The 19,485-nt window shown below is 64.0% G+C and carries 17 protein-coding genes; all 17 read left to right on the top strand.

What is annotated here, in order from left to right:
- The first annotated feature begins 4 nt into the window (after positions 1-4).
- The 17 genes from AC3WTD_RS07805 to AC3WTD_RS07725 all read left to right on the top strand — a co-directional run bounded on the left by AC3WTD_RS07805 (position 5) and on the right by AC3WTD_RS07725 (position 19,400).
- On the top strand, positions 5-430 hold the full coding sequence (locus AC3WTD_RS07805; protein WP_492613448.1) for a 2Fe-2S iron-sulfur cluster-binding protein: 426 nt from the start codon (positions 5-7) through the stop codon (positions 428-430).
- A gap of 5 nt (positions 431-435) precedes the next feature.
- Positions 436-1,371, top strand: a complete 936-nt coding sequence (locus tag AC3WTD_RS07800; protein ID WP_492613447.1) for a catechol 2,3-dioxygenase — start codon at positions 436-438, stop codon at positions 1,369-1,371.
- 11 nt (positions 1,372-1,382) lie between these two features.
- A complete protein-coding gene (locus AC3WTD_RS07795; protein WP_027491991.1) occupies positions 1,383-1,859 on the top strand; it encodes a GlcG/HbpS family heme-binding protein in 477 nt (158 codons plus the stop codon).
- Positions 1,856-3,313, top strand: coding sequence for a 2-hydroxymuconic semialdehyde dehydrogenase (locus tag AC3WTD_RS07790; protein WP_492613446.1), 1,458 nt, complete (start codon positions 1,856-1,858; stop codon positions 3,311-3,313). Before AC3WTD_RS07795 ends, AC3WTD_RS07790 begins: the two co-directional genes overlap by 4 nt.
- Before the next feature lie 20 nt (positions 3,314-3,333).
- Complete coding sequence (locus AC3WTD_RS07785) at positions 3,334-4,176, top strand: alpha/beta fold hydrolase (protein ID WP_492613445.1); 843 nt, start codon at positions 3,334-3,336, stop codon at positions 4,174-4,176.
- 4 nt (positions 4,177-4,180) lie between these two features.
- Positions 4,181-4,969, top strand: coding sequence for a 2-oxopent-4-enoate hydratase (gene dmpE, locus AC3WTD_RS07780; protein WP_492613444.1), 789 nt, complete (start codon positions 4,181-4,183; stop codon positions 4,967-4,969).
- A gap of 13 nt (positions 4,970-4,982) precedes the next feature.
- On the top strand, positions 4,983-5,771 hold the full coding sequence (gene dmpH / locus AC3WTD_RS07775) for a 2-oxo-3-hexenedioate decarboxylase (protein ID WP_492613443.1): 789 nt from the start codon (positions 4,983-4,985) through the stop codon (positions 5,769-5,771).
- A 21-nt stretch (positions 5,772-5,792) separates the two neighbouring features.
- Positions 5,793-6,698: an acetaldehyde dehydrogenase (acetylating) gene (locus AC3WTD_RS07770; RefSeq protein ID WP_492613442.1), complete on the top strand. Its 906-nt coding sequence runs from the start codon at positions 5,793-5,795 to the stop codon at positions 6,696-6,698.
- Positions 6,699-6,708: 10 nt separating this feature from the next.
- Positions 6,709-7,755, top strand: a complete 1,047-nt coding sequence (gene dmpG, locus AC3WTD_RS07765; protein WP_492613441.1) for a 4-hydroxy-2-oxovalerate aldolase — start codon at positions 6,709-6,711, stop codon at positions 7,753-7,755.
- A gap of 92 nt (positions 7,756-7,847) precedes the next feature.
- Positions 7,848-8,819: a WD40/YVTN/BNR-like repeat-containing protein gene (locus AC3WTD_RS07760; RefSeq protein WP_492613440.1), complete on the top strand. Its 972-nt coding sequence runs from the start codon at positions 7,848-7,850 to the stop codon at positions 8,817-8,819.
- A gap of 11 nt (positions 8,820-8,830) precedes the next feature.
- Positions 8,831-11,284, top strand: a complete 2,454-nt coding sequence (locus AC3WTD_RS07755; protein ID WP_492613439.1) for an efflux RND transporter permease subunit — start codon at positions 8,831-8,833, stop codon at positions 11,282-11,284.
- 70 nt (positions 11,285-11,354) lie between these two features.
- Positions 11,355-13,391 (top strand): DUF1302 family protein, encoded by a 2,037-nt coding sequence (locus AC3WTD_RS07750; protein WP_492613438.1) that lies wholly within the window; start codon positions 11,355-11,357, stop codon positions 13,389-13,391.
- Positions 13,392-13,437: 46 nt separating this feature from the next.
- A complete protein-coding gene (locus AC3WTD_RS07745) occupies positions 13,438-14,796 on the top strand; it encodes a DUF1329 domain-containing protein (RefSeq protein ID WP_492613437.1) in 1,359 nt (452 codons plus the stop codon).
- Positions 14,797-15,053: 257 nt separating this feature from the next.
- Entirely contained in the window at positions 15,054-15,644 is a 591-nt protein-coding gene (locus AC3WTD_RS07740) for a 2-hydroxychromene-2-carboxylate isomerase (RefSeq protein WP_027492000.1), read from the top strand.
- Between the two features lie 784 nt (positions 15,645-16,428).
- A complete protein-coding gene (locus AC3WTD_RS07735; protein ID WP_492613436.1) occupies positions 16,429-17,982 on the top strand; it encodes an HlyD family secretion protein in 1,554 nt (517 codons plus the stop codon).
- Entirely contained in the window at positions 17,979-18,815 is an 837-nt protein-coding gene (locus AC3WTD_RS07730; RefSeq protein ID WP_492613435.1) for a C1 family peptidase, read from the top strand. The genes AC3WTD_RS07735 and AC3WTD_RS07730 overlap by 4 nt, the downstream gene beginning before the upstream one ends.
- Positions 18,816-19,004: 189 nt before the next feature.
- Positions 19,005-19,400, top strand: coding sequence for a DUF3320 domain-containing protein (locus tag AC3WTD_RS07725; protein WP_492613434.1), 396 nt, complete (start codon positions 19,005-19,007; stop codon positions 19,398-19,400).
- Positions 19,401-19,485 lie beyond the last annotated feature (85 nt).

The following is a 19,485-nucleotide window of genomic DNA, read 5'->3' as shown; positions in this document are numbered from 1 at the left end:
GCCGATGCGAACCGATGCGGCAACCTACGGAAACCAGTGCGGCGACGCCCCCGCGTCGTCGCTGCAGCTGACGGTGACCGTCGCCTGCAGCGGCGAAAGCTATCTCTGCCGGCACGACGAGAGCCTGTTGTGCGGCATGTTGCGGCTCGGCCGCAAGGGCATCCCGGTGGGCTGCACCAACGGTGGCTGTGGCGTGTGCAAGGTGCGTGTGACCCGCGGGCGCGTGCACCAGCTGGGCGCGATCAGCCGCGCGCACGTGAGCGCGGAAGAGGAAGCGACGGGCTACACGCTGGCCTGCCGCATGGCGCCGGAGACCGACGTGATCCTCGACGTCGTCGGCAAGTTGCACCGAAACCTTACCCGTACAGCAGCAGGGTGCATCGCCGTGCAGGCACCCACACGAAACGACCATGGGAGAGACGAACGATGAGTGTCATGCGCATAGGCCACGCCAGCATCAGGGTGATGGACATGGACGCCGCTCTGCAGCACTACGGCAACGTGCTGGGGTTGAGGGTGACGATGAAGGACGCCGCCGGGCGCGTCTATCTCAAGTGCTGGGACGAGTGGGACAAGTACTCGCTGGTGCTCACTGCATCCGACCGTGCCGGGCTCGACCACGTGGCGTACAAGGTGCGTGCCGAGAGCGACCTGGACGCCTTGCAGCCGAAGATCGAAGCCTGGGGCATCAAGGCCACCATGCTGCCGGCGGGCAGCCTGCCGGATACCGGCCGCATGCTGCAGTTCCACCTGCCCAGCGGCCACGAAATGCGGCTGTTCGCCAGCAAGGAGCAGCTCGGCACCGATGTCGGCTCGCTGAATCCCGACCCGTGGCCGGACTCGCTGCGTGGTGCCGGCGTGCACTGGCTGGACCACACCTTGCTGATGTGCGAGCTGAACCCCGAGGCCGGCATCAACAAGGTGGCCGACAACACGCGCTTCATGGAAGAGGTGCTGGATTTCTGGCTCACCGAGCACGTGCTGGTGGGGCCGGACAAGAACATCCAGGCGGCGACCTGGCTGGCCTGCTCAACCACGCCGCACGACATCGCGTTCGTCGGCGGCCCGCGCAACGGCCTGCATCACATCGCCTTCTTCCTGGATTCCTGGCATGACGTGCTGAAGGCCGCCGACGTGATGGCGAAGAACAAGGTGCGCATCGACGTCGCGCCGACGCGCCACGGCATCACGCGCGGCGAGACCATCTACTTCTTCGACCCCAGCGGCAACCGCAACGAGACTTTCGCCGGGCTGGGCTACCTGGCGCAACGCGACCGGCCGGTGACGGTGTGGTCGGAGGACCGCCTCGGCAGCGGCATCTTCTACCACACCGGTGACCTGGTCGCCTCGTTCACCGAGGTCTACACCTGATGAATGCCGGCATGCCCCAGGCGGTGCCGTCGTGCAGCGTGTTGCAGCGCTGCATCGACTGGCCAGCGGCGCAGGCGCTGGTCGTCGCAGCCGCGCAGGCCGCACAGGACATGCGGGTACGCGTCAATGTGGCGGTGGTCGATCCGGCCGGCGTGCTGGCCGCGTTCCTGCGCATGCCTGGCGCGCCGCTGCACTCGGTGGAGATCGCCATCGACAAGGCCTACACCGCCGCGAGTTTCGGCCTGCCCACCTCGCGCTGGCCGCAGGCACTGGCCGAGCATTCCGCCGCAGTGCGCGAGGGCATCGTGCTGCGGCCGCGCTTCATCGCCTTCGGCGGCGGCCTGCCAGTGCTCGAAGACGGCCAGCGCATCGGCGGCATCGGCGTCTCCGGTGGTAGCGAGGCGCAGGACGAGGCGATCGCGCACGCGGGCCTGGACGCCCTTCCCATGAATCTCTCAAAAGCCCGAACGAAGAAGAACGCGCCATGAAGCAATTCCAGAATTTCATCGACGGCGGCTGGGTCTCCACGCAGCGCCAGTTCGAGAACCGCAACCCGGTCGACAACCGCGTGATCGGCCAGGTCCACGAAGCCGGCCGCGCCGAGGTGGACCAGGCGGTACGCGCGGCGCGCGCGGCACTGCACGGGCCGTGGGGCGCGCTGAAGCTGGCCGAGCGGGTCGAGCTGCTGTACGCGGTGGCCGACGAGATCAACCGCCGCTTCGACGATTTCCTCGATGCCGAGGTCGCCGACACCGGCAAGCCGCGCAGCATGGCCAGCCACATCGACATCCCGCGTGGCGCGGCCAATTTCAAGATCTTCGCCGACGTCATCAAGAACGTGCCGACGGAAACGTTCGAGATGGCCACGCCCGACGGTGGCGCTGCGCTGAACTACGCCATGCGCAAGCCGCGCGGCGTGATCGCGGTGGTCTGCCCGTGGAACCTGCCGCTGTTGCTGATGACCTGGAAGGTCGGCCCCGCGCTGGCCTGCGGCAACACGGTGGTGGTCAAACCGTCCGAGGAAACGCCGGCCACCGCGACCCTGCTCGGCGAGGTGATGAACGCGGTCGGCGTGCCGAAGGGCGTCTACAACGTCGTGCACGGGCTCGGCCCGGATTCGGCCGGCGAGTTCCTGACCACGCACCGCGGCGTCGACGCGATCACCTTCACCGGCGAGACGCGCACCGGCGAGGCAATCATGGCCGCGGCGTCGAAAGGCGTGCGCCCGGTGTCGTTCGAGCTGGGCGGCAAGAACGCCGGCATCGTGTTCGCCGACGCGGATTTCGACGCGGCGGTGGACGGCATCGCGCGCGCCGCCTTCGTCAACTGCGGCCAGGTCTGCCTGGGCACCGAGCGCGTCTACGTCGAGCGGCCGATCTTCGACAGGTTCGTTGCCGCGCTGAAGCAGAAAGCCGAGGCGATGAAACCCGGCCTGCCCGACGACAAGGCCACCGGCATCGGCCCGCTGATCTCGAAGGAGCACCAGCAGAAGGTGCTGCGTTACTACGCCAGCGCCAAGGCCGACGGCGCCACCATCGTCACCGGCGGCGGCGTGCCGAAGATGCCGGCCGCGCTGCAGGATGGCTCGTGGATCGAGCCGACGATCTGGACCGGACTGCCCGAGACCTCGGCGGTAGTGCGCGAGGAGATCTTCGGCCCGTGCTGCCACATCGCGCCGTTCGACAGCGAGGACGAAGTCGTCGCTCTCGCCAACGACACGCCCTACGGCCTGTGCACCACGGTGTGGACCGGGAACCTGGGCCGCGCGCATCGCGTCGCCAGCCGGATCGACGTCGGCATCACCTGGATCAACAGCTGGTTCCTGCGCGACCTGCGCACCGCGTTCGGCGGCAGCAAGCAGAGCGGCATCGGCCGCGAAGGCGGCGTGCACTCGCTGGAGTTCTACACCGAGCTGCGCAACGTCTGCATCAAGTACGCCTGACCGCCATCCAGAGACCCGACATGAACGCCCACAGCAATCCCGAAATCGGCCAGGACATCGTCGCCGCCGGCATCTGCACCAACTACCACGACCTCAACCGTAGCGCCGCGGGCGTGCCGCTGCTGCTGATCCACGGCTCCGGCCCCGGCGTCAGTGCGTTCGCGAACTGGCGGCCGGTGATGCCGACGTTCGCCGAGCGCCGTCGCGTGGTTGCGCCGGACATGGTCGGCTTCGGTTTCACCGACCGTCCCGCCGGTTACCACTACACGATGGACAACTGGGTCACCCATGCGATCGGCGTGATGGACGCGCTGAAGCTGCCACAGGTGGACCTGGTCGGCAACTCCTTCGGCGGTGCGCTGTCACTGGCGCTGGCCGCCCGCCATCCCGAGCGCGTGCGCCGGCTTGTGCTGATGGGCGCCGCCGGCGTGCCGTTCAAAATCACGCCGGGGCTGGACGAAGTCTGGGGCTACCAGCCTTCGTTCGAGAACATGCGCAAGATGATGGATCTGTTCGCCTACGACCGCGCGCTGGTCACCGACGAACTGGCCGAGCTACGCTACCGCGCCAGCATCCGGCCCGGGTTCCAGGAATCGTTCTCGGCAATGTTCCCGGCGCCGCGCCAGCGCGGAGTCGATGCGCTGTGCACGCCGACGGCGGACATCCGCGCACTGCCGCACGAAACACTGGTGATCCACGGCCGCGAGGACCAGGTGCTGCCGCTGGCGACTTCGCTCACCCTGGCCGACTGGATTCCGAACGCGCAGTTGCATGTGTTCGGCAAGTGCGGCCATTGGACCCAGATCGAGCACTCGGCACGGTTCGCGCGCCTGGTCACCGACTTCCTCGACGAGGCCGCGTGACGCCATGACCATGAATCCACGGGACATTCGCCGGCACGGCGACGAGCTGTACGACGCACTGGTCGCGCGCCGCGCGGTGGCGCCGCTGACCGACCGCGTGCCGGACATCGACATCGACGACGCCTACCGCATCCAGCTGCGCATGATCGAGCGCCGCATCAAGCAGGGCGAGACGGTCGTCGGCAAGAAGATCGGCGTCACCTCCAAAGCGGTGCAGAACATGCTCCAGGTCTACCAGCCGGACTTCGGCCAGCTGCTGTCGGGCATGGTCTACAGCGAAGGCGAACCGATCCCGGTGGACACGCTGATCGCGCCCAAGGCCGAGGCGGAGGTGGCGTTCATCCTCAAGGCCGATCTCAATGGTCCGGGCATCAGCGCCGCCGACGTGCTGCGCGCCACCGACTTCGTGCTGCCCTGTTTCGAGATCGTCGATTCGCGTATCCAGGACTGGAAAATCAAGATCCAGGACACGGTCGCCGACAACGCCTCCTGCGGCGTATTCGTGCTCGGCGGCACGCCGCGCTCGCTGCGCGGGCTCGATCTCGCGGTCGCCGGCATGGTGGTCGAGAAGAACGGCGACATCGTCTCGACCGCCGCCGGTGCTGCGGTGCAGGGCTCGCCGGTCAACGCGGTGGTCTGGCTGGCCAACACGCTCGGTACGCTCGGCATCCCGCTCAAGGCGGGCGAGGTGATCCTGTCCGGTTCGCAGTCGCCGCTGATGCCAGTCGTGGCCGGCGATTCCTTCCACTGCAGCGTCGGCGGCCTCGGCAGCTGCTCGGTGCGCTTCGCCTGATGAGCACGACGCCATGACCCTCGACCAACAAACCATCCAGCAACTGGCGGTGCATCTCGAAGATGCCGAACTGCATGCGCACGCCGTCGCCAAGATCACCGACGCGCACCCGGCGCTGGACTGGGACGACGCCTACGCCATCCAGACGGCGATCCGCAGCCGCAAGGAAGCACGCGGCGCGCGCGTCGCCGGCCACAAGGCCGGCCTGACCTCGCGCGCCAAGATGAAGCAGATGGGCGTCGCCACGCCATGCTTCGGCCTGCTGTTCGACTACATGAGCGTCGCCAACGGCGACGAGATCAAGGTGTCGGAGCTGATCCATCCGAAGGTCGAGGCCGAGATCGCCTTCGTGCTGAAGCAGCAGCTGCGCGGCCCCGGCTGCCATGCCGGCGCGGTGCTTGCGGCGACGGATTTCGTGGTGGCGGCGGTGGAGATCATCGACTCGCGCTACGAGAACTTCCGCTTCGACCTTGCCAGCGTGATCGCCGACAACACCTCCGCCAGCCGCTTCGTCGTCGGCAGCGTCGCGCGTGACGTCGAGGGACTCGACCTGCGCACGCTGGGCCTGGTCATGGAGAAGAACGGCGAGGTCGTGGCGATGGCGGCGGGCGCGGCCGTGCTGGGCCATCCGGCGGTGGCGGTGGCCGCGCTGGCCAACCATCTGGCCAGCCGCGGCGAAGAGCTGCCGGCCGGCACTTTCATCATGAGCGGCGGCGCCACGGAGGCGATTGCGGTAGCCGCCGGGGATGCCATCCACGTGCGCTTCCAGGACCTGGGCAGCGTGTCGATGCGTTTCGTTTGAGCCATGCAAGGAATCGGATCAATGAACAAGATCAAGTGCGCCATCATCGGCCCCGGCAACATCGGCACCGACCTGCTCTACAAACTGCGCCGTTCCGAAGTATTGGAGCCGGTCTGGATGGTCGGCGTCGACCCAGCCTCCGAGGGTCTGGCCCGCGCGCGCGACCTCGGACTGAAGACCACCGCCGAGGGCGTCGACGGCATGCTGCCATACGTTGCGGCCGACGGCGTACAGATCGCCTTCGACGCCACCAGCGCCTACGCGCACAAGGCGAACTCGGACAAGCTCACCGCGCTCGGCGTGATGATGATCGACCTCACGCCGGCGGCGATCGGCCCCTACTGCGTGCCGCCGATCAACCTCAAGAAGCATACCGAACAGCGCGAGATGAACCTCAACATGGTCACCTGCGGCGGCCAGGCGACCGTGCCGATGGTGGCGGCCGTGTCGCGGGTGCAGAAGGTGGCCTATGGCGAGATCGTGGCCACCGTGTCGTCGCGTTCGGCCGGCCCCGGCACGCGGCTCAACATCGACGAGTTCACCGTCACCACGGCCAGCGCCGTCGAGCAGGTGGGCGGCGCGAAAAAGGGCAAGGCCATCATCATCCTCAACCCGGCCAAGCCGCCGCTGATCATGCGCGACACGGTGTATTGCCTGACCGAGGAAGCGCCCGACGAACGCGCCATCACCGAGTCGGTCCAGCAGATGGTGAGCGAGGTGCAGAAGTACCTGCCCGGCTACCGCGTCGTGCAGGGCCCGGTGTTCGAAGGCAACCGCGTCTCGATCTACCTGGAGGTCGAGGGGCTGGGCGATTTCCTGCCGAAGTACTCCGGCAACCTGGACATCATGACCGCCGCGGCGACGCGTACGGCGGAGATGTTCGCCGAACGCATTCTCGATGGCTCGCTGAGCCTGCAAGTGGCCTGAGGACCGCACCATGAACTCGAACAAGACCCGCATCACCCTGCACGACGTCACCCTGCGCGACGGCATGCATCCCATGCGCCACCAGATGACGCTGGAGCAGATGACTACCGTGGCCACCGGGCTGGACCAGGCCGGCATCCCGCTGATCCAGGTCACCCATGGCGAGGGCCTCGGCGGCGGCTCGGTCAACTACGGCTTCGGCAAGCACTCCGACGAGGAGTACCTGTCGACAGTCATCCCCTTGATGAAGCGCGCCACGGTGTCCGCGCTGCTGCTGCCGGGCATCGGCACGGTAACGCACCTGAAGAAGGCGCACGACCTTGGTGTACGCAGCATCTACATAGCCACGCACTGCACCGAGGCGGACGTGTCCGAGGAGCACATCACCGAGGCGCGCAAGCTGGGTATGGACACCGTCGGCTTCCTGATGATGAGCCACATGAACTCGGCCGAGGGCTTGATCGGGCAGGCGAAGCTGATGGAAGGCTACGGCGCCAACTGCATCTACGTGACCGATTCGGCCGGCCACATGCTGCCGGCGCAGGTGCAGGAAAAGATCGGCGCGCTGCGCCATGCGCTGCGCCCGGAAACCGAGCTGGGCTTCCATGGCCACAACAACCTCTCGATGGGGGTGGCCAACAGCGTGGCCGCGGTGGAAGCCGGTGCCAACCGCATCGACGCGTCCTGCGCCGGGCTGGGTGCGGGCGCGGGCAACACGCAGACGGAAGTGTTCGTGACCGTGTGCGACCTGATGGGCATCGAGACCGGGGTGGATCTGTTCGCGATCCAGGACGTCGCCGAAGACCTGGTCGTGCCGATGAAGAAAACGCCGCAGCGCATCGGTCGCGATGCGCTGGCTCTGGGCTACGCCGGTGTCTACGGCTCGTTCCTCGGTTTTGCCTGGCGCGCCGAGGAGAAGTACGGCGTGCCGGCGCGGGAAATCCTGCTGGAAATGGGCCGGCGCGGCATGGTCGGCGGGCAGGAAGACATGATCGAGGACACCGCCTTCCGCATGGCGCGCGAGCGCGGCGTGCGCAAGACCGGCACCGCGGCATAGCGGCGCGCGGGGCGGCGCCGCCGCTCCGCAGGCCAGGGTGGGGGAACGGGGCGCACCGGGCGCCGTGCAACGCACGTCGAGGGCGGGGAAACATGCAACTCATCGAGATGAAACATCTGTGCGTGGCGGCACTGACGGCTCTGCTCGCCGTCACGCTGGCCGCGTGCACCAAGGCCGACCACGGCGATCCCGCGGTGGCCGCCGAGCGCGCCAAATCGATCCATCGCACCGACCAGTTCGATGCGGTGGCGGCGACCAAGGGCCGGCTGCTGGCCGGCACGCTCGGCGGCGTGCTGCTCGCCAGCCAGGACGAGGGCAAGAGCTGGACGCGCACCGAACTGCCGCAGCCGGCGTCGATCATCGGTGTCAGCGCCTGTCCCGACGGCACGCTGGTGGCGCTGGATTTCCACCGCCGGGTGTGGGTGGAGCAGGGCGGGCAATGGGTGGCACGTCCGATCGACACCAAGATGGATCCCGTCGCCATGACTTGCGATGGCACGAATCGGCTATGGGTCGTGGGCAGTCGTACCGGCATCGCTTCGAGCAAGGATCGGGGCAAGACCTGGGCGTCCACGGCGCTGGACAAGGATGCCATCCTGAGCAGCGTGCACTTCTCCGATCCGCAGCATGGCATCGCCGTCGGCGAGTTCGGCAGTGTGGCGGTGACCTCGGACGCCGGGGCGCACTGGGCACTGTCGGCACCGCTGCCGCCGGACTTCTATCCCTACGCGATGTATTTCCGCGATCGCGACCACGGCTGGGTCAGTGGCGTGGCGGGCGCGTTGTTCGGCACGTCCGACGGCGGCGCGACCTGGATCGCCGTCGACAACCCGGCGAAGGCGCCGATCTACGCCTTGAACGGGGCAGGCGACGCGGCCTGGGGCGTCGGCGCAGACGGCCGGGTGATCCGCTGGCTCGCCGGCGCCTGGACCGCCGTCGACACCGGCGACGCGGGTACGGGTTCGGGCGAGCTGACCGCACTGACACTGCTCCCGTCCGGCGGGGTATTCGTCGCCGGCGGCGACAACCTGCATCGGCTCAGTCCGAACCACCAAGCCGATTGAGGGCGCCCATCATGAAAAAAATCCGTGACGCCATTACTGGAATCCTGATCCGCGGCGAGCAATGGCTGTTTGCCAATCCGAAAATCGTACTCGGCCTGATCCTGCTGGTGACGGCGGTGTTCGCCAGCTTCCTGCCGAAGCTGCGGATGTACACCGACTTCAACGACCTGCTGCCGCAAAGCAGCTCGTACATCCAGACCTACAACCGCATCAAGCAGAACTTCGGCGGCGCCAACCAGATGGTGATGGTGGTGCACGCCAGGGATGGCTCCATCTTCAATCCGCAGGCGCTGACGCTGATCTACAAGGCCACCCAGGGCGTGGACAGCCTGCCTCACGTCGACCACAACCAGGTTTCCAGCCTGACCCACCGCACGGTGCGCTCGACCCACCTGGCCAACGACGGCAGCATCGTCTCCACGCCGTATTACGACCCGCAGAACCCGGCCACCAGCACGGCGGCGATGCAGGCGCTCAAGGCGGACGTGGTGGAGAACCCGCAGGTCTACGGCCTGCTGGTCTCGCCCGATTTCAGCTCGGCGCTGATCCGTGCGCGATTGACCGAAGGGGAGATCGACTACCGCAGCTTCATCGACGCGCTGGTCAAGTTGCGCGCCGACCTGGCGACCCCGGGCTACGACATCCACACCACCGGCAACCCGGTGCTGATCGGCTACGTCTACACCTACCTCGACCAGATCATCGCGATCCTGTTCGGTACGCTGGCGCTGCTGGCGACGCTGCTGATCCTGTACTTCCGGCGCTTCTACGGCGTGCTGCTGCCGCTGGTCGGCATCAGCCTGTCGACGATCTGGGGCCTGGGTTTCATGGCGCTGTGCGGCTTCAACCTGGAGCCGCTGGCGATGCCGATCCCGTTCCTGATAGCGGCCCGGGCGACCTCGCACGGCGTGCAGCTGGTCGCGCGCTACTACGAGGAGTTCGAGCTGGTGCACGACGGCCGCAAGGCGGCGCGCAACGCGCTCGATGCGCTGTTCCGCCCCGGCTCGCTGGCGATCATCGTCGATGCGCTGGGCATCGGCGTGCTGGTGCTGGCGACGGTGCCGTTCGACCACAAGCTGGGCCTGTCGGCCGGGTTCTGGGCGATGTCGGTGATCTTCACCGTGCACTTCATGGTGCCGCTGGCGCTGACGGTGCTGCCCGCGCCGCGCAAGACGCAGAACAAGAACCACGCGATTCGCGCTGCGCTCGGCGCCTTCATGGCGCGCACCGGCGGCAACCAGCGCGGCGCCGTGACGATCCTCGGCGTGATGGTGCTGCTGTTCGTGGTGGGTGGCTACTACGCCGCGCATGTGCAGATCGGCGACTCCGAACCCGGCTCGCCGCTGCTCAAACGCAACCACGACTACAACCTATCGACCAAGGCGATCAACACCGCGTTCCCCGGCTCGGAGGAACTGCACGTGCTGGTGCGCACGGACAAGCCGAACGGGCTCAAGCAGCCGCAGGCGATGCACGCGATCGAGTCGCTGCAGGCCGACATGATGCTCGACCCGGATACCGGCGGCACCAAGGCGTTGCCGCTGGTAGTGCGCCAGGTCAACCGGCTGACCCACTACAACGATCCGCGCTGGGCGCAGATCCCGCACGGCGCGCGCGAAGCAGGCGGCCTGATGTTCGCGTACATGGCATCGAGTCCGGTGCCCGGTGCGCTGAAGGAGTTCGTCAACCCGGCCGGCGACGAGGCCGACGTGGTGTTCTATTACAAGGACCATCGCGCGGTGACCATCGACCGCGCGATGGCGCAGGCGCGCCGCAGCATCGCCGCCATCGCGCCGGGTGTGGAAGGGCTGTCGATGGAACTGGCCGGCGGCATCATCGGCGTCACCGCGGCGGCCAACCAGGCGATCGACCGCGACAACGTGGTGATCATCCCGCTGGTCATGCTGATCGCCTTCCTGCTGGTCACCGCGTACTACCGCTCGCTGCACGCAGGCGTACTTATGGTGGTGCCGATGCTGTTCTCCACCGTGCTGACCTATGCCTACATGGGCTGGAAGGACATCGGCATCGACGTCAATGCAGTGCCGGTGATTGCCGTCGGCGTCGGCGTGGGCATCGACTACGCGGTCTATTTCATGGACCGCATCCGCGAGGAAATGAGCCGCGTCCACGACCTGCGGCGGGCGGTGATCGAGGCGTTCAGCACCACCGGCTACGCGGTGAGTTTCACCGCGGTGACGCTGGTGGCCGGTGTGGCCCTGTGGATATTCATGTCGGACCTGCGCTTCCAGTCCGATGCCGCGTTGTTGCTGTCGTTCATGCTCGTCCTCAATGCGCTGGCGGCGATGTTCATCGTGCCCGCCTGGTGCCTGGTGTTGCGCCCACACTTCGTCACGCACGCCAGCGCCAGCGATTGGGAGATCCACCAGCACGCCGACCAGGAAACGTGCGTCACGCGGGAGGCGCCCGGGGAGGCGCAGCTCGCGGAATCAAGAACCGCGTGAAGTCCACACCAACCTACATGAGGGGGAGGGGGTACCGATGAAGGTGAAATTGAAAGCCTTACAAAGCAGCATGATCCTTGCGATCGCCGGCGTGTCCTCGTTGTCGTTGCCGTGCCTTGTTCGTGCGCAGTCGTCTTCGACGGGCTGGATCGTGCACGGGTATTACGAGAACGAAACCCAGGTCCGCGGCCAGGACTACACCGGCAATACGGTGGGGTTGTCGAAAGAACGCAACACGTTCCAGCTCGCCCTGGACAAGAAATTGTCCGATCACTGGAAATTCCACGCCACCTTGCGCGGCACCTATGACGGTGTCTACCGCCTCAACGACAAGGAATACGGCGACAAGGCCGGCGGGCCGATCGTATTGCAGAATACAGCGTCGCCCGTCTTCGCCGGCATCCCCGGCAACCCGTTCCCGAACCTCTCGCAGGCATTCGTTCCGCATGGCGGCGGCATCAACCAGGCCGAGGCGACCGCGCTGGGGCTGCCACCCTCGAACGCCTTCGGGATCAATTCCACCAATCCCAATGCGCCCAACTACAACCCCAACCAGGGCATGCAGGTGCTGGGCCAGCGTTGGCACTCGACCACGCGCGGCGGCGTCGAGTTCGGCGTGCCGGTACGGCCCTGCAACGTGGATTCACGCGGCTGCGCCAACTTCGGCGGTTACGGCAACCTGAGCAGGCACGACCTGGAGCTGCCGGAGTTCAACAATCGCTTCGACTTCCTGCGCGAGATCTATGCCAGCGGCAACATCCCGCTCTCGCCGACGCAGTCGGTGTTCGTCAAGGTCGGTCGTCAGCAGGTGATCTGGGGGCGGACGGACCTGTTCCGCGTGCTCGACGTGATCAATCCGGTGGACTATTCGCGCAACAACATCTACGACGAGCTCGAGGATGCGCGCATTCCCATGTTCATCGCCACGGTCGAATACCGCATGGGCGCGTCGAAGTGGTTCCAGGAGTCCAACCTGCAATTGGTCTGGAACATGGAAAAATTCCGCCCCAACAACCTCGGCCAGTGCGGCACGCCCAACGCGATCCTCGATGCCGGTTGCTTCTTCCGCGGCATGAAGAACCTGTGGGACAACGGCGGCACCGTCTCCAACTTTGCCCCGGTGCCTCCCGGCACGCCGGGTATGTACGCGGCCACCGACTTCGGCCCGCACCAGATCGGCATCCGCAACGTGGACATGCCGGCTTGGACGCTGAAGAACTCGCCGATCGGCCTGAAATTCGAAGGCGTCTCGGCGGGCGGCACGCTGGGTTTTTCGCTGAACGCACTGACCTACCGCTCGCAGTTGCCCAGCCTGCACTCGATCAACGGCGCAGCGGTCAACGCGTTCACCGGGCAGCCCGGCAACACCGGATCGCCTATCCCGGGCATACCGGTGCGGAGCCTGATTGCGTTCGACATGGTGTTCCCGCGGATCAATCTGATCGGCGGCTCGCTGGACTACCAGTGGGAGTGGGCCAAGTCGGCCGTGCGCTTCGAGGGCGCGTACACCACCGGCGAGGAGTTCTCCAACACGCTGCGGCCCAACCTGTACTCCCGCAACCCGGTGTTCCGTTCGGTGCTCGGCATCGACCGGCTGACCTTCATCCCCGGCATCAGCGGCCGCCAGGCCACGCTGATTTCCGCCCAGCTGTTCTTCCAGCACATCTTCGACTACCAGCGCGGCCAGAGTCCGCTCGGGCCGACCGGCATCCCCGACTGGAAGAACGACCTCACCTTCACCCTGCTGATCAAGCCGACCTACATGAATGGCCGCCTCAGCCCGCAGTTGCTGTTCGCGCATGACTGGAAGGCGAACGCCGGGACCATTTCCCCGTCGGTGAACTGGCTAGTCAACAACCACCTAAGCATCACGGCGGGCGCGCTGCTGCACTACAACGACCTGAGCCGCTACAACTTCGACGATTGCCGCTCGTGCAATCCCTGGGCGCCGTTCACCACGTTCACCAGCGCGAATCCTCCGCAGGCATTCACCGACGGCTCCTACGGCCTGGGCGGCATCGAGCCGCTGGGACGGTTCCGCGCCGGGCCGCTGGGCACGGCGGGCAAGGAAAACCAGCTCTTCGTGAAGCTGCGCGCCAGCTTCTGAGCGGCAGGCGTAGCGCATCAACACCACCATCTCCAGGAGAGGCGCCATGAACATCAAACCACTCGCATCCGTGCTCGTCGCATTGCTGGCGCTGTCGTCAGTGGCGGCCATCGCTGCCGGGCAGGACAACAACTACGTCGAGAACAACAGCCCGACCGGTGATCCGGTCGTGGATGCCTCGTTCAACCCCTACGCCAAGGGCATGCCGACCTTCCCGGGCTACACCCCGGGCGTGGTCATCGACAAGGACAACGTCGAAACCTACAAGGGCATGCTGGACCCAGCGATGTACACCTACATCAAGAACGGCTGGTACAAGGTGCAAACCCGGCCGACCTTCTCGGAACTGCTGACCAAGAGCTTCCGTGACGCGACCAAGGCGAGCTACAAGAACGTCAAACTGGATCCCAAGACGCTGCAGCTCGAAGGCTACGTTTCCGGCCGGCCGTTTCCGCAAGAGCCTTCGCTGGACGACCCGCAGGCAGGCTTGAAGCTGGCCTGGAACTTCCTGCATGGGGTGAACTGGGGCGACAACGGCACGATCAACCCGTTCTACTGGCAATACCGGAACATGAAGACGGGACAGGTGGAGCGCGTCATCGACTTCCAGTTCAACTTCCTCAACTACAAGCACCGGTTCGAGGATGCGCCGATTCCGGAAGTCACGCCCAACCCCTCCGACCTGTACCGCGGCATCTACGTCAAGGTGCTGAGTCCGGACGACGTGCGCAATACGCAATTGCTGATCCAGCGCTACGATGACGACCGCAAGCAGGACGATGCCTATCTTTACCTGGGCTTCCAGCGGCGCGTGCGGCGGCTGCCTACCGGGCAGACCACCGACTCGTTCCTCGGTTCGGACCTGATGATCCAGGACTTCGAGGGCTACAACGACCGCGTGGCGGAGATGAAGTGGACCTACAAGGGCGCCAAGAACATCCTGATGCCGTTGTACTACCACAACGAGCTGAAGCTGTCGGACGAATTCCCGCAGCCGGACGGCTACAAGTTCGTCGCGTTCGGCGGCCAGGGCGGTTGCTTCCCGGAGATCACCTGGCAGCTGCGCAAGACCTACGAGCTGGAAGCCGTGCCGGTCAACAACGGGTCGCCGGTCAGCAAACGCCTGTTCTATGTGGATGCGCAGACCGGTGCGCTATCGCGTACGCTGATCTACGACCGCAAGGGCAATCTGTGGAAGAGCTTCATCATCGGCAAGACCGACCCGGACTTCCACCTGCCGATCAACAAGCACTCGGGCATCCCGATCGACGACGCGTTCTCGATGGTCGACCTGGAGGCGATGCACTGCACCACTGGTCACTTCAAGGGCCAGATCTCGTACAAGCTGAATCCGCCCAGCCTGTTCCAGGTGCAGAACATGCGTGATTCGGGAGGCGGTGACTGAGACCATCCGGTAGAGGTGGAGGTCGCGTGCGACCTCCACCCTTTTCCGGACGGACGGTTCCGCTCGCTGACACACCGGCTGAGCGCGGCGGGAAGATTGCTGTCGACAGGTCGTTCTGCCCGGCGATAACTGCAACACCGCGCAGCAGGCCGGTCATTGATGACGTGATCGTGCGGGCGAAAGTCACCACAGCCCGGTCCAAGCGTCCTGTCCGGGGCACCAATTGGCCGAGCGTTTGGCCATCATGGAGATGAACGATGCAAGCGGTTGATCTGCAGATTTTCTTCAACTTTCGCAGCCCCTATTGTTACCTGGCCTCCAAGCGCATGTTCGACTTGCTGGACGAGTTCCATGTGAACCTCGTGTGGCTCCCGCTGGGCGGCTGGAGCGGCCGGTCGCCACCGGAGCGTGCCAAGTTCAAAGTGCCCCTTGCGCGGCAGGATGTCAGCCGCTTTGCCCGGCGGATGGGCATTCCCTACAACCCGCCGCCCAGGACCACGGACCCGACGCGCGCCGGCGCCGTTTCCCTGCTTGCACAGGAACAGGGGCGGTTGCGGCCCTACGTGATCGAGGTCATGCGCGCGGAATGGGCCGAAGGCCAGGACATCGGCGACCTGGATGTATTGCTGGCGGTGGCGGAACGTGTGGGCCTGGATCGAGGCGCCGCGACCGCCGCCGCCGACGATCCGGTTCGCTACGGGGTGCTGGAAGAAAACTGGAGGCGGGCGCAGGAGCACGGCATTTTCGGGGTTCCCACCTTCATGGTCGGCGAGGAAATCTACTGGGGGCAGGACCGCATCGATTTCGTGCGCGAACATCTGACCGAATTGCGCCTGGCCCGCCTCTGACACCTCAATCCCCTTATGCGTATCGTGGCAGTATTTCTAACCGCGTCACGGAGCGACAAGAAAGCACGAAATGAGCTTTGTCCCAGATTGGGAAATATGTTTCTGATGCTTCCCACGTGGTCCCCCAGGAGCCTTCACCGCCTTAGGGCCATTTGGCGCTTGAGGCGGACGGCTAAGCCGCCACGCAGCTCAAGCGTTAACCAGCCACTTCTGGCCGGGATCTGCCACTGGGGCAGGGCGATTAGGCCAAGTTATCGGGGGTAGGGTAGAGCAGATCAGCGCTGATCCTAAGCCCCACGACGATCTGTTAGAAGCCAAGCTGCTAAGCATTGAAGGAATTTTGCAGGTAGCGGACGACATGCCACGTCATTGCCGGATGGCTTACAGATATGAACCCAATGCTACGGGACCTCGGATCGGCCAGCCTGCGGCTTTGCGCTCGACGAAGGATCTTCCTCACTCCGTCTTCACGGGACACGTGCTCACTATCTCGCGCGTAGAAGGCGTCTTATCAGGGGTGGAAAGTCGTTTTGAACGCGGCGCGTGTACCAAGTCTTAGCTGACGCCAACCAGCTATTTCACGACCTAATCGGTGCCAGGGCCAAGATAGCTTCTACGAAAGACTTAAGTTGTTTAACGCCATCTGGAGGAGAGGGCAGTGCGCTTAATCTTAAGTGCTCTTTGTCTGCTCGTGGGCGCGGGCTGTACGGGTTGTGCCGGAATCAAAGTCACAAAGGCATCGGGGAACCCCGGTCTGCGCAAGGGTGTTCCGTGGAATCTCCCGATGACACGGTTCACCTTGACCATTACTCGCCATATAACCAGCTGTAATCCTAATGTTTATGGAACGGTGGAAACTGTCGCTTCGTCTTCACTGATTCTCGATCCTGATCAACAATATCTGCTTACATCCAACGGATGGTTTGCGACCTCTGACATCTCCTCGTCGTTGACGGCCGCCGGCTTCAGCAGCAGCCTGAATGCACAATCAGCGGACGCCACTGCGACCGTGATTTCAAACGTAATTGGCACGGTAGCGCAAATCGCCATAGGCGCTGCGGCAGGGGCGCCCGGTACCGGTACCGCTGCCGCCCAGCCCGTAGTCGACCTTTGCAGCAAGGACGTGACCAAGGCAATTGCCGTGCTTTACCCGCCAAAAGGGAAAAAGCTTCAAGACGTCGTGGACGACGATTCCGCCCAACTTGCCGAAGCGACAGCCAGGGTGAACCTTCTCGCTGCCGAAAATGCTGCAGGGAAAGGCCTAAAGAAAGATCTTGCCAAGGCCCTTTTCGCACAAGACGCGGCACAGCGAACGCTCACGAAAGCTAAAAAATCGCTAGCTGACAACCTTAAGGTCACGACTGATACACAGGTGGTGATGTGGCCTTTAAGCGGAAACGAGTTTCGCACGACAAGCAACTTCGGCTTACCAGATAGCGTCTGGGAAAAATGGACGGCGGAAAGTGCTGCAAGCAAATTTCAACATGCTTTTGACGTCGCGTTGGCTCTCTACACCTGGGACGCCGCCTCGCGCTTGTGGATACCCCCAAGTACGCCGCCCAGCGCCAGTATTCAAGTCAAGGACGGCCTGCCGGTTAGAGTGGCGCAACCATCTCGTCTATTGATTTGTGCTTCCAGTACGAAGAAAGACGAAAATAATAACCCTGTCACAGCGGCTGCAAATTGCCCGGATAAGATCGATCCGCGCTCTGTACTCCCCGACGGGATGACTGTGGCGGATGTCCGAGTTCTCCAACTAGGCACCGTCTTTTTGCTTCCTGCTTCAGGCGGCATATTCCGGTCGGAGTCTGTGACGATTTCGCTGGATGCCAATGGAAATCCGGTAACCCTTGAAACCAGCGAGAAAGTGGCTGCGGCTGCGGCCTTGTCGGGATCATTGAAGGACTCTGCCACTCAACTGGCAGCGCTGCCGGCCAGCGTAAGGGCGGCCGAACTAGCGAAGACTCAGGCGGAAACGAACCAAATTAACGCCAATGTAGCGCTGTCCTCTGCGCAACTGACTTCAAGCGCTCAGAGTCAAACCAACGTAACGACTGCCACCGCGGCTCTCGTCAATGCACAAAATTCGCTCGCAACCGCCAAGCTAAATGCGGGGCTTTCTGGCCTGCAGCAGCAATCCAGTACACTCACGGCGCAAACGGCGGTACTTAATGCGCAGGCTGCATTAGTAAACGCACAGCAGAATGCCGCCGTTGTGAATCAAACGGGTGCTTTAAGCGCCCAAGCCACGTTGATCAATGCGCAATCAGCACTGATAAATGCTGAGGCCGCACGGGCCAAGGCCCAAATGATCATTCCTTTGGGAGGTTCGCCATGAGAACGGATGGGCGTCCAACCGCAGCGCAAATCGCATTGGTCGAGCAGCGGGCTGAAACGCTGGAGAAGGCATATTTGAGCTTTCCGCGCCATCAGTGGCGTCGCGTCCAGCGATCTCTGACGCAGAGATTTTTGTCGCGCGTCATTCTGGCAATCAATCCCCCTTCAGACAAAGAATTTGACTGGCGCGACAAAATTGTGATGCCTGAGGTTGAATTCCAGAAAAACTGTTACACGTGCACAAGTTTCGCCGTTTCGGGGGCAGCGCAGATCGCATCTCTAATAGCGGATCCATCCCATCCCATCGTCGTGTCGCCTGGTTACCTCCATACATGCATAGGTCAAGACGAGGTTTCCGATCCCCAAACCATTTGCCAAACCCCGGTCGATGCAAAAAGACTGCTCTGCGCGATGCGCGATCAGGGCTACGCAACAGGACCCTCTCCTTATCCATGCTCTCCTGGTGCCTGTAGCACATTCACCGTGACGCGCCACCTCTCTGCAGTCACCGAAGTGACCGCTACGGTTTCGCCAAAGCAACAATTGCTATCCGGCCCATTGATTGCAAACATGCAGATCGGCGAAGACTTCTTTAGGTACACGACGGCAGTATCACCCGCATATTCGCCAAGCCCAAATAACAAGCAAAGCTACCTGCATTGCATCTGCGTGATTGGTTTCAACGAGAGCGGATGGATAATTCGAAATAGCCTTGGCCCAGATTGGGGGGACGGAACGGGCCACGGCACCGCAGCCTACGGTACATGTGGCTTATTCGGCATGGCATTACCCGACGGCTCGCCAGGACTTGACGCTTACTTTTTGACGTTATGAAGTGGTCGGCGGAGCAGTGGTAGCCAAATGACGCTTTGGGATGGCAAGGCGCACGCTGAGGGTGCGCCGGTTGAACGGGGTTCGCACGCGTCGGACGGCCCTCGTTGGGGCCAGGCGCCGCCAAGCACTGGCGGCCGCAGGATTTGGTTGAGTGGCTTACTCCACGGATCAGAGTAGCTCCGCGAAGTTTTGGAACAAGAGGCCCCGATTCTGGACAAAGTGCTTGTTGATCGGGTCGCACGTGCGCATGGTTTCAAACGGTCCGGCCGCCTTATTTGCGAGCGTGTCCTCGACTTGGCTGAGCGCCACTACCACTTTCAGCCCGATCCAGAGCCGGAACACGGACATTTCGTGTGGCTAGCCGCTGACGATCCTGATCGTTGGAATATTTATCGTGTACCGGAGCGAGAGGAAGACGTTCGCTTCATCGAGGAGCTGGCGCCTGAGGAAATTGTCGCTGCCGCAAGATCAATCCAGACCAATGATGCCGTCGTTGAAATTGCGAGGGTTTTCGGAATCCGCAGGCTTTCCGCCGCAGCCAGAGGCCGCCTCGTGAGGGTGCTGGGCTCAGGCGCTGAGAGTTAGCTCACGCACTAGACCAACGAGGGAGTCCCCCCGGCTCTGCCGGGGAGGCAGTAGAAGTTTGACGTTTACAGGAGTCCATCGGGGA

Source organism: Rhodanobacter sp. FW106-PBR-R2A-1-15 (assembly GCF_058789735.1).
This window is presented reverse-complemented; position numbering and strand designations above follow the sequence as displayed.

Excerpts from the sequence above, each read along its gene's own strand:
- AC3WTD_RS07805 (WP_492613448.1), top strand. The coding sequence starts at position 5 with ATGCGAACCGATGCGGCAACCTACGGAAACCAGTGCGGCGACGCCCCC.
- AC3WTD_RS07800 (WP_492613447.1), top strand. The coding sequence starts at position 436 with ATGCGCATAGGCCACGCCAGCATCAGGGTGATGGACATGGACGCCGCT.
- AC3WTD_RS07795 (WP_027491991.1), top strand. The coding sequence starts at position 1,383 with ATGCCCCAGGCGGTGCCGTCGTGCAGCGTGTTGCAGCGCTGCATCGAC.
- AC3WTD_RS07790 (WP_492613446.1), top strand. The coding sequence starts at position 1,856 with ATGAAGCAATTCCAGAATTTCATCGACGGCGGCTGGGTCTCCACGCAG.
- AC3WTD_RS07785 (WP_492613445.1), top strand. The coding sequence starts at position 3,334 with ATGAACGCCCACAGCAATCCCGAAATCGGCCAGGACATCGTCGCCGCC.
- dmpE (WP_492613444.1), top strand. The coding sequence starts at position 4,181 with ATGACCATGAATCCACGGGACATTCGCCGGCACGGCGACGAGCTGTAC.
- dmpH (WP_492613443.1), top strand. The coding sequence starts at position 4,983 with ATGACCCTCGACCAACAAACCATCCAGCAACTGGCGGTGCATCTCGAA.
- AC3WTD_RS07770 (WP_492613442.1), top strand. The coding sequence starts at position 5,793 with ATGAACAAGATCAAGTGCGCCATCATCGGCCCCGGCAACATCGGCACC.
- dmpG (WP_492613441.1), top strand. The coding sequence starts at position 6,709 with ATGAACTCGAACAAGACCCGCATCACCCTGCACGACGTCACCCTGCGC.
- AC3WTD_RS07760 (WP_492613440.1), top strand. The coding sequence starts at position 7,848 with ATGCAACTCATCGAGATGAAACATCTGTGCGTGGCGGCACTGACGGCT.
- AC3WTD_RS07755 (WP_492613439.1), top strand. The coding sequence starts at position 8,831 with ATGAAAAAAATCCGTGACGCCATTACTGGAATCCTGATCCGCGGCGAG.
- AC3WTD_RS07750 (WP_492613438.1), top strand. The coding sequence starts at position 11,355 with ATGATCCTTGCGATCGCCGGCGTGTCCTCGTTGTCGTTGCCGTGCCTT.
- AC3WTD_RS07745 (WP_492613437.1), top strand. The coding sequence starts at position 13,438 with ATGAACATCAAACCACTCGCATCCGTGCTCGTCGCATTGCTGGCGCTG.
- AC3WTD_RS07740 (WP_027492000.1), top strand. The coding sequence starts at position 15,054 with ATGCAAGCGGTTGATCTGCAGATTTTCTTCAACTTTCGCAGCCCCTAT.
- AC3WTD_RS07735 (WP_492613436.1), top strand. The coding sequence starts at position 16,429 with ATGACACGGTTCACCTTGACCATTACTCGCCATATAACCAGCTGTAAT.
- AC3WTD_RS07730 (WP_492613435.1), top strand. The coding sequence starts at position 17,979 with ATGAGAACGGATGGGCGTCCAACCGCAGCGCAAATCGCATTGGTCGAG.